Here is a 14,754-nt window from a genome sequence, read left to right as displayed (position 1 = left end):
TTAGTTGATTCTTTTAAGCTAATTCATCACTTTCTGAAAGCAACTTTTATCCATATCTCGTATGTTGACCGTTAGGCTACGGATATGGCTTGCCTGTTCTTGTAAGGTTTGCATCAACAAACGCGACAATTCTCTTTTCTGTTCTTCGGTACGTCCTGAAAGTAACTCGAAGCTAATATGAACAAAATCCACATTGTCCTCTTCATCACCGACCAACCAGTTATGACAGCGCAGTGAACGAGACTTCACAGAAGGTACATCAAACAAACCGCAGTTTAATGTAACTTGATGAAGATCTTCTAGTAAACCTTGGATATTCACTCGCTCATCCACTGAATTTGAGTACTCTAGAACTAGATTCGGCATTATTACTTCCTATTGTTAACGCAATCGTTTGTCCCTTAATAGCAACTAACGATGAAAAATCCGAGAAGTTAGCTATTATTCTGTCTGCCGGATCACTGATATATGCTCAAAATCTACTCTGACCATTGAGTAAGATCCAAGAAAGTCATGACCACAGTCATGATCTGTTGATATTATTCTGTTATATTATTTCGTAATAAAGTTTACTTTTTTACATTCGATTTATTTAAATACTTTGGAGATATTCCTATGCGTCATCCTGTAGTTATGGGTAACTGGAAACTAAACGGCAGCAAAGAAATGGTTGTTGATCTACTAAACGGTCTTAACGCTGAACTTGAAGGCGTAACAGGCGTAGACGTAGCAGTTGCTCCACCAGCACTTTTCGTTGATCTTGCTGAGCGTACGCTTACTGAAGCGGGCAGCGCGATCATCCTAGGTGCTCAAAACTCTGACCTAAACAACAGCGGTGCATTCACTGGCGACATGTCTCCAGCAATGCTTAAAGAGTTCGGCGCATCTCACATCATCATCGGTCACTCTGAACGTCGTGAATACCACGCTGAGTCTGACGAATTCGTTGCTAAGAAATTCGCATTCCTAAAAGAGAACGGCCTAACTCCAGTTCTTTGTATCGGTGAGTCTGATGCACAAAACGAAGCAGGCGAAACTGTTGCTGTATGTGCTCGTCAACTTGACGCTGTTATCAACACTCAAGGTGTTGAAGCTCTTGAAGGCGCTATCATCGCTTACGAACCAATCTGGGCTATCGGTACTGGTAAAGCAGCTACAGCTGAAGATGCACAACGCATCCACGCTCAAATCCGTGCACACATCGCAGAGAAATCTGAAGACGTTGCTAAGAAAGTTGTTATCCAATACGGCGGTTCTGTTAAGCCAGAAAACGCAGCAGCTTACTTCGCACAACCAGACATCGACGGTGCTCTAGTTGGCGGCGCAGCTCTAGACGCGAAAAGCTTCGCAGCTATCGCTAAAGCAGCAGCTGAAGCAAAAGCTTAATTTAAACGTCACCGTTTAGATTAAATGAAAGGTCAACTTAGGTTGGCCTTTTTTATTGCCTGAGATTTGGTTTTAAAACAACAGGCACAAAAAAACCGCTGAACAATCAGCGGCTTTTAATATTTTAAGCGAACGCTAAGCGTGGCTTAGAACAACTCTTCTGCAACGCGAAACAGCTCAGAACGGTCTGGGTTCTGCATGTTCTCGATACAGTCGATGATGTCGTGGTGAACAAGCGCTTCTTTCTCGATACCAACACAACGACCACCGTGGCCTTCTTGAAGAAGGTGAACAGCGTAGTTACCCATGCGAGAAGCCAGTACACGGTCAAATGCAGTCGGGCGACCACCACGTTGGATGTGACCAAGAACCGTTGCACGAGTTTCACGACCTGTTGAAGCTTCGATCTCTTTCGCTAGTTCATTCGCATCCATCATTAACTCAGTTAGAGCGATGATTGCGTGCTTCTTACCTTTCGCAATACCATCTTGGATATTGCTGATAAGCTGATCTTTATCTAGGCCAGTCTCAGGTGTGATGATGTACTCACAACCACCCGCGATTGCTGACATAAGCGTAAGGTCACCACAGTGACGGCCCATGATTTCAACAATAGAAATACGTTGGTGAGAAGAAGACGTGTCACGAAGACGGTCGATTGAATCAATAACAGTGTTAAGCGCTGTTAGGTAGCCGATTGTGTAGTCAGTACCCGCGATATCGTTATCGATTGTGCCTGGAAGACCGATACATGGGTAACCCATCTCAGTCAGTTTCTTAGCACCCATGTAAGAACCGTCACCACCGATAACAACTAGTGCTTCGATACCGTGCTTCTTAAGGTTCTCGATGCCTTTCTCACGAACAGCAACGTCTTTGAACTCAGGGAAACGTGCAGAACCTAAGAAAGTACCACCACGGTTGATCACGTCAGATACGCTTGAACGGTCAAGCTTTTCGATACGGTCTTCAACAAGGCCTTGGTAGCCATCGTAAATACCGTAAACTTCAATGCCAACTGATAGCGCAGTACGAACTACACCACGAACTGCTGCGTTCATGCCTGGAGCGTCACCACCACTGGTCAAAACACCGATCTTCTTAATCATGCTCACCCTCGATTTTTGGGAATCTATTATTCAATTCTTATTCTTGCTGATTGTATATCAACAAGATTTTAAATCTATATTTGTGCGTTATGTTACATTTCCTCAACAGGAATAGCACTTAAATCGCGTAAAATTATGTAACATTTCTACTTCTGTAAGAGTATTACAGTTTTACTCAGTAACTTTGTTGATTCACATCAGAATCAACATTAATTGTTACTAAGGTGGTTTTTGAATCACCGAAGAATTAGTAATTTTTACTCACTTTAGTTCAAAAGCCACCTACTTACCATTTGCCAACCCTTTTTTAGCCCGCTTACCATGAGTGAAATTTCTGCTGCTTCTCTGGTCCAAATACGACCGAATACGGGTCTTGATGAATTAATACATCAGCATCAGGGAAAACGGAGATAAGCTTGTCTTCTACTTCGTCAGAAATGCGGTGCGCTTCAATAAGTGGGATATTATCTTCGAGTTCTAAATGCAATTGAATGAACCGAACAGGCCCTGAACGACGCGTTCTTAGTTGATGCACGCCAAGCACACCTTCCACACTCAGCGATGTCTCTTTTATCTGTTTTAATTCTTCATCTGGCAGCTTTCTATCAAGCAAAGATTGAATGGCTTCTGTTGCCATTTGGTAGGCACTGTAAAGAATGTAGATACCGATACCAATCGCGAATACCGAGTCCGCTTGACCAATGCCAAACCAGCTCAGTGCTAGCGCGAGCATGATCGCTGCATTCATATAAAGGTCGGATTGATAATGCAGTGAATCGGCGGCTATCGCTTGGCTGCCCGTTTTGCTGACAACATGTTTTTGGAATCGAACCAAACCAAAGGTCATTACGATCGCGAACAAGCTGACATAAATACCAATTTCAGGAGAGTTCAGCTCATGCGGTCGGAAGAAACGCTCAATACCATTAAGAATAAGGAAACAAGCGGAACCGGAAATAAACATTGCCTGCGCTAATGCAGCAAGAGACTCAGCCTTACCATGACCAAAGGTATGTTCTTTATCGGCAGGCTGAAGAGAGTAGCGAACCACCACTAGGTTGACGACAGAAGCGGCGATATCCAACAGCGAATCAACCACAGAAGCTAATAAACTGACTGAACCTGTCACCCACCACGCAGCAACCTTCACAACCAATAATATGGAAGCAATGATGGTGGCAGCCCAAGCGGCGAGCGTAACTAAACGTGCGTATTCTTGTTTCATAAATTGGCTGTAAAGTGACTGATAGCACAAAGTATAACCCGCAAACAACCGATTGAATATGACAGCCATGATGTAATACATTCATTTTTAAAGATCAAAAAAGCGGCACTAGGCCGCTTTTTTCTAAACACTTTCAATCAATTCAGCTTTCTCAAGCCATGAATTACTTGTCTTTGTTCATGCGTTTTTCCATTTTGTCAGCACACTTCGCCATGCGCTCTTGTTGGATTTCTTTCAGCTGAGTCTTTTGCTCAGGCGTTAGTACGCTCATCATTTGGTGTTGCTTCTTAAGCATTGCTACGCGACGCTCTGTTTGCTTCTCAACCATTTGGCTTGCTAGGTCGTTTGCTGCAGCTTCATCAAAAGTATCAGCTAGAACTAGATCTTGAACTTTCTCGTGATGCGCTTTCATTTGCGCCATTTTATCTGCTTTGTTGCCTGAGTGTTTTGCTTTCATCTCAGCGCGGTTCGCTTCGCGCATCTCTTTTAGTTCTGTTTTTTGAGCATCCGTCAGGTCTAGTTGGCGCATCACTTTCTTATCGAAGCCACCACACTTACCGTGCATACCTTTGTGATCACCTTTATCACCACCGCCGTATGCAAACGCACTCGCTGTACCTAACATAAGTGGAAGTGCCGCTGCTACTAGTACAAGTTTCTTAGTCATTTTCATAATTGTTGCCTCGATTCGGTATAATAAGTCATGTATTGCGTCTGTTTCTCAGCGCTTAGATATAGATTAGTCTTTCCCTCGTAAAGTGACGTTTAGAAAGCGTAAAGAATCGTAAAGAGTGAAAGTTGACGAATAATTAGCAGTATTATTAACGTGTAAATAGTAGATAACCGATTAAGGCTTCCCAATGGCGAACATTCTTCTTATTGATGACGACACAGAACTAACCAGCTTACTGAAAGACATCCTGAGCTTTGAGGGCTTCACTGTTTCCGAAGCCAATGATGGCTATGCGGGACTTGACGCTATCAATGATGAGATTGATCTGATTCTTCTGGATGTGATGATGCCGCGCCTTAACGGTATGGAAACGCTAAAGAAACTGAGAGAAAACTGGGAAACACCAGTATTGATGCTGACTGCCAAAGGCGAAGAGATCGACCGTGTTATTGGCCTTGAACTTGGCGCAGATGATTATTTGCCAAAGCCGTTCAGTGACCGAGAACTGCTCGCTCGTATTCGTGCCATCTTGCGTAGAACACAGACTAACACCGCGCCTAAATCAGCCAGCGACATCATTCAATACCAAGACATCGAAGTCTTCCCTGGCAAGCAAGAGGCTTACTGTAATGGACAGATTATCGATCTCACCACCACAGAATTCGCTTTGCTGAGCCATCTCATCCAAAACCCGGGGCAAGTGATCACCAAAGAAGCACTGAGCTTGGATGTTTTAGGCAAAAGGCTGGCGGCGTTTGACCGCGCGATAGACATGCACATATCCAATCTACGCAAGAAGATTCCAGAGCGCAGCGATGGTAAGTCTCGCATCAAAACCTTACGAGGCCGTGGCTACTTATTGGTAGAGGAAGATTAATGCGCATCCCTAAAATCACCAGCTTATATGGACGTATCTTTGCTATCTTTTGGTTCACCATGTTACTGGTGCTTTTGTCGGTGCTGTCACTTCCCCATTTAGACCCTCGAGTGGCGCGAGATGTGCCCGCAGATCACCTCGATAAACTCGAGCGTATCGCTAAAATCACAGAGAAACGCTACGCCAAAGAACCTAATCTAGGCAAAATTGTGTTCCAACTTGAGGCACCACGTAGCCGCAAGGATTCTCGTGCTCGCATCTATTTGACCGACCTAGAAGGCGCTGTCCTTACGTCAAAAAGACATTCGGACTATAAGCTTAAGGCGATTCGCAACTTTGTTACCTCGATTGATAACCCTGAAGTACCAAAACAGAAACTATACGGACACTACATGGTGGCAGGGCCAGTACCTATCACACTCGCTGGTGAAGAATTACTGATGTATGCCGGAGTAAAATGGAACCAACCACCGCCATTTTTGCTACGACTGTTTGATAGACCTTTACAACTGTTGCTTGCGGTAATGCTAGCGAGTACCCCGCTATTACTATGGCTAGCTTGGGCATTGAGTCAACCCGCACGTAGGCTAGAGCGCGCTGCGCAACGTGTAGCAAAAGGTCAATTTGAGGTCGATCCTCAGCTCGAAAAAGGCACCTCAGAATTCAGACAAGCAGGTGAAAGCTTTAACCAAATGGTGGAAGCGGTAAACCAGATGATTTCAGGGCAACAGCGACTACTTTCTGATATTTCACACGAACTGCGCTCGCCATTGACTCGTCTACGCATGGCCAATGCACTGGCAATTCGTAAGCAAGGTGAGAGCCAAGAATTAGAACGTATTGATACCGAAGCGCAGCGTTTGGAACAAATGATCAGTGAGCTACTGACGCTATCTCGTATGCAGGTCGACAGCCACATTACTCGTGAGGTTCAACCTATCTCGAGCTTATGGGAAGAGATCTTAAAAGATGCAGAGTTTGAAGCTGAACAGATGGGTAAATTACTGACGTTTTCAGAGATCCCAGAGCGTTCTATTTCGGGTAATCCTAAGCTGCTGATGAGTGCCTTAGACAATATTACTCGCAATGCTATCTACTACGGCAAAGACCAAGTCGATGTGCAATTCCATGTTGTCCAAGATCAGCTGACGATTTGCGTCAATGACAACGGTGATGGTGTCCCGGAGGATGAACTGGATTCTATCTTCAGACCTTTCTACCGCGTTTCAACGGCACGCGATCGTAATTCAGGTGGTACTGGGCTTGGCCTCACCATTACAGAAAGTGCGATTCGCCAACACAGCGGAACCATCACTGCAAGCCGTAGCCAGCTCGGTGGATTACAACTCGAAATCACCCTGCCAATCTTGCCGGTATAATACCCCCACAAAGATCACAGTTGATAATGATTGTTATTATCACTATGGTAAATCCTCTAATTAAGGAGGATTTACCATGTCACACACTTTCCCTGCTTTACCCTACGCTTACGACGCCCTAGAACCTTACATTGATGCTAAGACGATGGAAGTGCATTACAGCAAGCATCATAGAACCTACTACGATAAGTTTGTTGCGGCTGTTTCTGGCAGCGAGCTAGAGCAACAGTCTCTGACCGAGATCTTCGCTAACATTTCTCAGCTCAGCCCTGCGGTTCGTAATAATGGTGGCGGTTACTACAATCACATCTTGTATTGGAACTGCATGTCGCAAGACGGTGGTGGTGAAGCCACGGGCTAGCTTGGCGAGGCTATCAGAAGTACTTTCGGAGATTTCGAGACATTCCAAGATCAGTTCGCTCAAGCGGCAATCAATACCTTTGGTTCAGGCTTCGCTTGGCTAGTGGTTGAAGAAGGACAACTGAAGATCATCTCGACCTCAAATCAAGATAATCCGTGGATGGATACGGTTGCCAGTAACGGCGAGCCCATTCTTGCACTCGATGTTTGGGAACACGCCTATTACATCAGCTACCAAAACCGTCGTCCTGATTACATCAATGCATGGTGGAACGTAGTGAATTGGAATGCGGTATCTGAAAACTACGCGCAGGCACTAGCGAACCAAGCGTAAGCTGAGGGTGGCGAACTGTACTCACTCAGCTTGCCACCGTATACTCTGGCTATCTTTGATTATTCTTGTGAACCAACATGTTTGATATCGCTCTATACGAACCAGAAATCGCGCCCAATACGGGTAACATCATCCGCCTATCAGCTAACTGCGGCGCAAACCTGCACCTTATCGAGCCGCTTGGTTTTGATTTCGAAGAGAAAAAAGTTCGTCGTGCGGGCTTAGATTATCACGACCTTGCACGAGTTAAGCGTCACAAGAATCTAGAAGCCTTCCTTGAGTATCTAGAGAATGAACGCGAGGGTGATTTCCGCATCTTTGCTTGCACCACTAAAACGACAGGTCACCACGTGGATGCAAAATTCCAACAAGGTGATGTACTGATGTTTGGCCCTGAGTCTCGCGGTCTGCCTGCTGAGTTCATCGAAAGTATGCCAATGGAGCAACGTATTCGTATTCCAATGATGCCAGAAGCACGCAGCTTGAACCTGTCTAACGCAGTGGCCATTATTGCGTTCGAAGCATGGCGACAAATGGGATTTGAAGGCGCGGTATAATACCAATCTCAGTAAATAACCGCTCGCACGGCCTGTTACCTGTTCCAGCTAGTAATCGTAAATAGCAGGTAACATGCAATAAAAAAGGCTCTTACCATTATCACTTTCTTGCGAAGGATAAAGGTAAGAGCCTTTTCTGTTTTTCCCTCTATATAAAGAAGAGAGAAAAAACGGATTAGTTTAAGCGGTTACGATCGTTGTCGTCGTCTTTCTTCTCAAACTCACCCTCAAAGGTGTTGCCATCTTTTGATTGGTCAGATGGACCTGAATTGAATGGGTCTTGTCCAAATGGGCTCTGGCCAAAACCAGCTTGTCCACCCGCATGGAAACCACCAGACATATTGGTCACCACCATTTTTTCCATCATTTTCTTGGCAATCATCGCTCTTGGTGCTGGTAACAATACCAACATACCGAGTGCGTCCGTCATAAATCCCGGAGTCAGCAGCAATACGCCTGCAACCGCAAGCATCACGCCTTCAAGAATCTGTTGTGCTGGCATTTCGCCTTGTTGCAACCGACCTTGAACAGACATAAGTGTCTGAATGCCTTGGCTACGAACCAGCGATGCACCCACAAATGCAGTGATCAGAACCAACGCGATAGTTGGCCACAATCCTAAGAAGCCACCAACTTGAATAAATAGCCCAATCTCAATGATGGGTACGAAGATAAAGAGTAATAATAAGATAGGAAACACACGCCCTCCTTTGTTACGTCCAGTTTACGCTGAAAGCCCTACCAATCTCAAATTTATCCTGTAAATAAGCGTGTTTATTGACCCGGAATAAGTTTGCTAAATATTGACGAAACAAAAACGAAAAAGGTGATCAACTTAATATTTTTATGCGCTAAGTACAGTATCATGTGCCACATAAGTCAGGACGGATTTATCAGCCCAATATTCTAGCGAACGGAGTATTTGCACACAGAATAGGCTAATAACTAACTATATAATCAGAATAATTCTCTAAGGATCCTGTTATGGCTACTCAATCAGAAGCTCAAGTTGAAGCTCCTCAAGCTACTCGTCTCGAAGAAGATCTATTAGGTCAACGTCATGTTCCGGCTGATGCTTACTACGGCATCCACACTCTACGCGCAGTTGAAAACTTCAACATCTCAAATGTAACGATCTCAGATGTACCTGAATTCGTTCGCGGTATGGTGATGACAAAGAAAGCAGCGGCTTTAGCAAACAAAGAGTTAGGTGTAATTCCAAGCGAAGTGGCTAAATACATCATCGAAGCTTGTGACCTCATTCTAGACACGGGCAAGTGCATGGATCAGTTCCCATCGGACGTTTTCCAAGGTGGTGCTGGTACTTCTGTAAACATGAACGCGAACGAAGTCGTTGCGAACGTGGCACTTGAACTTATGGGCAAAGAAAAAGGCCAATACGAGTTCATCAACCCAAATGACCATGTAAACCGCAGCCAATCTACAAACTGTGCTTACCCAACGGGCTTCCGCATCTCTGTTTACAACAGCGTTCGTAAACTGATCGATGCTATCGAATACCTAAAAGGTGCATTTGAGCTTAAGAGCCAAGAATTCAACACAATTTTGAAGATGGGTCGTACTCAACTTCAAGATGCTGTACCTATGACGGTTGGCCAAGAGTTCCACGCTTGGGCTGTAACCATCAACGAAGAAATCAAAAACCTAGAATACACTTCAAAACTACTGCTTGAAGTTAACCTAGGCGCAACAGCTATCGGTACTGGTCTGAACGCAGCACCGGGTTATCAAGGCCTAGCAGTTAAGCACCTAGCAGAAGTAACTGGCTTAGAGTGTGTAGCGGCTGAAGATTTAATCGAAGCAACGTCTGACTGTGGCGCATACGTAATGACGCACGGCGCACTTAAACGTCTAGCCGTTAAACTGTCTAAGATCTGTAACGACTTACGTCTTCTTTCTTCAGGTCCACGTACTGGCTTCAACGAGCTAAACCTACCGGAACTGCAAGCGGGTTCTTCAATCATGCCTGCTAAAGTAAACCCAGTTGTACCTGAAGTAGTAAACCAAGTTTGCTTTAAAGTTCTAGGTAACGACAACACGGTTTCTTTCGCAGCAGAAGGCGGTCAACTTCAACTGAACGTAATGGAACCCGTTATCGCACAAAGCATGTTTGAGTCTTTAGACATCCTAACAAACGCATGTGTGAACCTACGCGACAAGTGTGTAGACGGCATTACTGTAAACAAAGAAGTATGTGAATCTCACGTATTTAACTCTATCGGTATCGTAACTTACCTAAACCCATACATTGGCCACCACGAAGGTGACATCGTTGGTAAGATTTGTGCGGAAACAGGCAAGAGTGTTCGTGATGTGGTTCTAGAGCGCGGTTTATTGAGCGAAGAAGAACTTGATGACATTTTCTCTGTTGAAAATCTGATGCATCCTCAGTATAAAGCTAAACGCTACGAATAACGGTAGCGAGAAAGGGCTCCAAACGGAGCCCTTTTTTAGGCTCCAATACGGTTAACCCTGCTGATCTTGTGGATTTCCGTTAGTTGCGTTCTTGCTTAACCATAGAACTATTATGTGAACATTCCAGTGGCGAATGTTCACATAATAAAATCTAAAATGAGGTGTTACTTATGATTGCAGTAGAACTATTTGTCGTCCTGCTCTTTATCTTTTTGGGGGCCAGAATTGGCGGTATCGGTATTGGTTTTGCCGGTGGTGCTGGTGTTATTGCCCTTTCATTAATTCTTGGTGTTCCAACAAGCCAATCTTTTATCCCGGTCGATGTAATTTTGATCATCATGTCGGTTATCACCGCAATTGCAGCAATGCAGGTTGCTGGCGGTATGGACTGGTTGGTACAAATTGCAGAAAACTTTTTGCGTAAACACCCTGAACGTATCACCTTTTACGCGCCGATTGTGACCTTTGTAATGACACTGATGGCGGGTACTGGTCACACAGCATTCTCTACGCTGCCTGTTATTGCAGAAGTAGCAAAAGGCCAAGGTGTTCGTCCTTCTCGTCCACTGTCTATCGCAGTTGTGGCCTCTCAAATTGCGATCACAGCTTCGCCTATTTCGGCAGCAGTTGTGGCTTTCGCAGCGATGCTGGCACCCTTTGGTGTCGATTACCTAACGTTATTGATGGTTTGTATTCCAACAACCTTCATCGCTTGTATGGTTGGTGCGGTTGTCGCTAACTACATGGGCAGCGAACTGAAAGACGATCCTATTTACCAAGAACGTCTAGAGAAAGGTCTAATCAAGCTAGCAACAGAAGAGAAACGCGAAATTCTACCAACAGCGAAGAAGGCGACTTACATCTTCCTTGCAGCGATTGGTTTTGTTGTTTGCTACGCAGCCGCTATCTCTAGCTCTGTTGGCCTAATTGAAAACCCAGCACTAGGCCGTAACGAAGCGATCATGTCTGTGATGCTGGCAGCAGCAGCGGCAATCGTGATGTTCACTAAGATTGATGCAGCGAAGATTTCTTCGGCTCCAACATTCCGCTCTGGTATGACTGCGTGTGTATGTGTACTGGGTGTGGCTTGGTTAGGTTCAACGTTTGTGAATGCACACGTTGCTGAAATCAAAGACGTTGCTGGTGCTCTACTGGCTGACTACCCTTGGATGCTGGCTCTTGTTCTGTTCTTCGCTTCTATGCTGCTTTACTCTCAAGGCGCAACAACGGTTGCACTGATGCCTGCAGCTCTAGCGATTGGCGTAGCACCACTAACAGCCGTGGCTTCTTTTGCTGCGGTAAGTGCACTGTTCGTACTTCCAACTTACCCTACGCTACTGGCAGCGGTTGAGATGGATGACACAGGTTCAACTCGTATTGGTAAGTACGTATTTAACCACCCATTCTTCATTCCTGGTGTGGCAACAATCAGTACAGCGGTAGCACTCGGCTTCGCATTCGGCGGTCTGTTTATCTAACACTCGCTGAAAAACCAAACCTAAAAGGAAGCTTCGGCTTCCTTTTTTCTTTTCTGCACAATGTGTTTATTTGATACGTATCAAATAAACATTATAAACCTAAAAATCCGAATAAAAATAAAGTTTGAATAAAATTCCAATAATATTCACGCCATTCATTAACAATGCCTGCCAACGCAACCACCCCTTGTTTCCCTCTAATTCACATCGAATATTAATCCAAGCTAACTAACCAAAAAACCTTGCTCTTTTTCTAACGTTTTTCAGCCTATTCATTGGTCACTATTTTTGTGAACAATACCAAACTTAAATTCCGACGTAAGGAATAAAATAACCGCAGTTAAATTAAATCTTAATTCATTTGGATATATAAATATAAAGATACTTATATTTAAAGTCGGCAACGTCATATAGATGCTCGCTCTATAAGGACAAGAGTTTTATATCGTTGAATGCTTTATAAATGTCACTGTATTTACAATCTATAAACATTAGTCGCTAATTCACGTCAATTCTATTTAGGATGATGTAAGGAGATAGCCATGACGACTCAGACGATACCAAGCGAGAAAAAAAAGGGCGGCTTCTTTGCCAACTTTAAATTCCCTTCTGCCTACACCATTCTATTTATTCTAATTGCATTCGTAGCCCTGCTTACCTGGGTTGTTCCAGCAGGTCAATACGACCGAGCAATGAATGAAGAGTTAGGTCGAGAAGTACCGGTAACCGGCACCTATCAAGCAGTAGAAGGTAACCCTCAAGGTGTGATTGACGTACTACTCGCACCTATTGACGGTTTCTACGACCACAATAGCTATGAAGCTGCAGCAATCGATGTTTCGCTGTTCATCTTAATCATTGGTGGCTTCTTAGGGCTAGTAACCAAAACTGGCGCCATCGATGCCGGTATCGAACGCGTCACCGCCCGCCTAGAAGGGCGAGAAGAGTTGATGATACCGATACTGATGGCATTGTTTGCTGCTGGCGGTACCGTCTACGGCATGGCTGAAGAATCACTGCCATTCTATACGCTGCTAGTACCAGTAATGATGGCTGCACGCTTTGATCCTCTTGTTGCTGCTGCGACCGTACTGCTTGGCGCAGGGATTGGTGTGCTAGGGTCAACGATTAACCCATTCGCAACCGTGATCGCTGCCAACGCCTCTGGTATCCCATTTACTGACGGTATCGTGCTGCGTATTGCCATGCTCGTTATTGGTTGGATAATTTGTGTTGCCTACGTCATGCGTTACGCAAGAATGGTTCAAGCTGACCCAACAACATCGATTGTCTACGACAAATACGAAGAGAACAAAGCGCACTTCCTTGGTAACGCGAGCGACGAAAAACTTGATTTCACCACAACGCGTAAATTAATCCTCACTATTTTCGGTGGATCTTTCGCTGTGATGATTTACGGTGTATCGGTGGCTGGCTGGTGGATGGCAGAGATCTCCGCGATGTTCTTAGCCGCGACAATCATTGTCGGTATTGTAGCTCGCATGAGCGAAGAAGAGTTTACGACTAGCTTCATTGATGGTGCCCGCGACCTACTTGGTGTAGCGCTTATCATCGGTATCGCGCGTGGTATCGTGGTCGTGATGGACCGCGGTATGATCACCGATACGATTCTGTTCTCTGCAGAACAAATGGTGACGGGGCTTTCTTCAGTTATCTTTATTAACGTGATGTTCTTCTTAGAGATTCTATTGTCATTCTTAGTACCATCAACGTCAGGGTTAGCGGTACTGACTATGCCAATCATGGCACCATTGGCTGACTTTGCTGGCGTAGGTCGTGACCTTGTGATCACCGCTTACCAATCGGCATCTGGCTTGGTGAACCTAATCACCCCGACCTCTGCGGTTGTGATGGGTGGCTTGGCGATTGCCCGCGTCCCTTATGTTCGCTGGGTTAAATGGGTAATGCCATTAGTCGGTATCTTAATGGTGTTCTGCATCGTTGTACTGAGTATTGGTGCGCTGATCTAACTTAAAGCACTTCACTCCGTTCTCATCCAAAGCCGCTTCCATAGCGGCTTTTTTTATTGCTATTTAATCCAACTCCAACCCGATCACCAAAACAACCTGCCGAGCTGCACACGCTTCATTTAACGCCTCTCTATGACCTATCTCAGTAGCAAAGCTTAAACAAGCAAAAACCACTTGCGAAAAAGAGTAAGCCAACGTTTAAACATCAAGGTTAAAGCTAATAAATCGCCAACTATTCTTCGCTCTTATATTTATACAAATATTTAGTCATTTATTAGCGTTAATTATATTTAAGGTAATTTACGCAGTAATAACCAAAGAGGAAATAGTAGTGATTTTTATAGAAAACTGGCTTAAAAAGCTCAATTATAAAGTGTGACCACAATAGCTTTATTCGCATTTAAATTGTTAAATAATAATTAATTCTACGTACAAAATTAAATATATAAATACTAACATTGCATACTTCCAAACTAAGCACACTATTATCAATAAAACTATTCTGCATATAATCCCTCACAAATCGGGTTCTAGCTAGGCGAATGAAAAAAGCATGCATAATATTCCCAAGGAGTTAACTATTTAGAAAAGACTGACAATAGTTGAAAGTGCATAAAGTTTGTTAAAACCCTTAATTTTAAAGGGCTGCGGGATAAAAAACGATTTGTGATAGATCTCTAAGAATACCTGACTGGCAGGCGTAATATTAATTCCAGACAAGAGATATGAATAAAATAATTCATTCTTCTCAACTGAAAATAAATAATTACTCTTAGCAATAAAAGTAATTCAAATATATAAGAGAGAGACGATCATGAGTAAGTTCTATACCCGTGATCAATGAAGGTGCTTGATTTTCGATAAAATCAGGATCATGCTAAGACCCATGAAAATTACACTGACTCCTCAACAAAAGCTGCAACTCGAGCAGATGCACGATTCTACTCGT

Annotated in this window: 12 protein-coding genes and 1 pseudogene; 8 read left to right on the top strand and 5 right to left on the bottom strand. The window is 44.2% G+C overall.

Annotation, left to right across the window (positions count from 1 at the left end):
• Positions 1-18: 18 nt before the first annotated feature.
• On the bottom strand, positions 19-366 hold the full coding sequence (locus tag H5300_RS17015; RefSeq protein ID WP_017077592.1) for a 5-carboxymethyl-2-hydroxymuconate Delta-isomerase: 348 nt from the start codon (positions 364-366) through the stop codon (positions 19-21).
• Between the two features lie 249 nt (positions 367-615).
• Between H5300_RS17015 and tpiA the strand changes: the two genes are divergently transcribed.
• Positions 616-1,386 carry a triose-phosphate isomerase gene (tpiA, locus tag H5300_RS17010; RefSeq protein WP_004729704.1) on the top strand — a complete coding sequence of 257 codons (771 nt, stop codon included), beginning with the start codon at positions 616-618 and terminating at the stop codon, positions 1,384-1,386.
• Positions 1,387-1,532: 146 nt separating this feature from the next.
• On the opposite strand, the gene pfkA is transcribed toward tpiA, so the two are convergent.
• The 3 genes from pfkA to H5300_RS16995 form a co-directional block, all read right to left on the bottom strand.
• Positions 1,533-2,495: a 6-phosphofructokinase gene (gene pfkA, locus H5300_RS17005; RefSeq protein WP_004729705.1), complete on the bottom strand. Its 963-nt coding sequence runs from the start codon at positions 2,493-2,495 to the stop codon at positions 1,533-1,535.
• A 316-nt stretch (positions 2,496-2,811) separates the two neighbouring features.
• Positions 2,812-3,720 (bottom strand): CDF family cation-efflux transporter FieF, encoded by a 909-nt coding sequence (gene fieF / locus H5300_RS17000; protein ID WP_026012358.1) that lies wholly within the window; start codon positions 3,718-3,720, stop codon positions 2,812-2,814.
• 163 nt (positions 3,721-3,883) lie between these two features.
• On the bottom strand, positions 3,884-4,393 hold the full coding sequence (locus H5300_RS16995) for a CpxP family protein (RefSeq protein WP_017077588.1): 510 nt from the start codon (positions 4,391-4,393) through the stop codon (positions 3,884-3,886).
• A 187-nt stretch (positions 4,394-4,580) separates the two neighbouring features.
• Here H5300_RS16995 and H5300_RS16990 point away from each other — a divergent pair, with 187 nt between their 5' ends.
• From H5300_RS16990 to H5300_RS16975, 4 genes and pseudogenes are all read left to right on the top strand, one after another.
• Complete coding sequence (locus tag H5300_RS16990; RefSeq protein ID WP_065607424.1) at positions 4,581-5,270, top strand: response regulator; 690 nt, start codon at positions 4,581-4,583, stop codon at positions 5,268-5,270.
• A complete protein-coding gene (cpxA, locus tag H5300_RS16985; protein WP_004729709.1) occupies positions 5,270-6,649 on the top strand; it encodes an envelope stress sensor histidine kinase CpxA in 1,380 nt (459 codons plus the stop codon). Before H5300_RS16990 ends, cpxA begins: the two co-directional genes overlap by 1 nt.
• Positions 6,650-6,725: 76 nt before the next feature.
• Positions 6,726-7,343, top strand: a pseudogene (locus H5300_RS16980) (superoxide dismutase).
• A 77-nt stretch (positions 7,344-7,420) separates the two neighbouring features.
• Positions 7,421-7,900 carry a tRNA (cytidine(34)-2'-O)-methyltransferase gene (locus H5300_RS16975; RefSeq protein ID WP_017077584.1) on the top strand — a complete coding sequence of 160 codons (480 nt, stop codon included), beginning with the start codon at positions 7,421-7,423 and terminating at the stop codon, positions 7,898-7,900.
• A 175-nt stretch (positions 7,901-8,075) separates the two neighbouring features.
• On the opposite strand, the gene H5300_RS16970 is transcribed toward H5300_RS16975, so the two are convergent.
• A complete protein-coding gene (locus tag H5300_RS16970; protein WP_004729712.1) occupies positions 8,076-8,600 on the bottom strand; it encodes an FxsA family protein in 525 nt (174 codons plus the stop codon).
• Positions 8,601-8,884: 284 nt separating this feature from the next.
• Between H5300_RS16970 and aspA the strand changes: the two genes are divergently transcribed.
• The 3 genes from aspA to H5300_RS16955 all read left to right on the top strand — a co-directional run bounded on the left by aspA (position 8,885) and on the right by H5300_RS16955 (position 13,805).
• Complete coding sequence (gene aspA, locus H5300_RS16965; protein ID WP_004729713.1) at positions 8,885-10,336, top strand: aspartate ammonia-lyase; 1,452 nt, start codon at positions 8,885-8,887, stop codon at positions 10,334-10,336.
• A 170-nt stretch (positions 10,337-10,506) separates the two neighbouring features.
• The gene (locus H5300_RS16960; RefSeq protein ID WP_004729714.1) at positions 10,507-11,814 is read left to right on the top strand and encodes an anaerobic C4-dicarboxylate transporter; all 1,308 of its coding nucleotides are present in this window, start codon (positions 10,507-10,509) and stop codon (positions 11,812-11,814) included.
• A 542-nt stretch (positions 11,815-12,356) separates the two neighbouring features.
• Positions 12,357-13,805 (top strand): YfcC family protein, encoded by a 1,449-nt coding sequence (locus H5300_RS16955; RefSeq protein ID WP_017077582.1) that lies wholly within the window; start codon positions 12,357-12,359, stop codon positions 13,803-13,805.
• Positions 13,806-14,754 lie beyond the last annotated feature (949 nt).

This window comes from Vibrio sp. SG41-7 (assembly GCF_014164465.1).
GTDB lineage: Bacteria > Pseudomonadota > Gammaproteobacteria > Enterobacterales > Vibrionaceae > Vibrio > Vibrio splendidus.
Note: the sequence above shows the minus strand (reverse complement) of the source record. Positions and strands in the feature narration are given on the sequence as shown.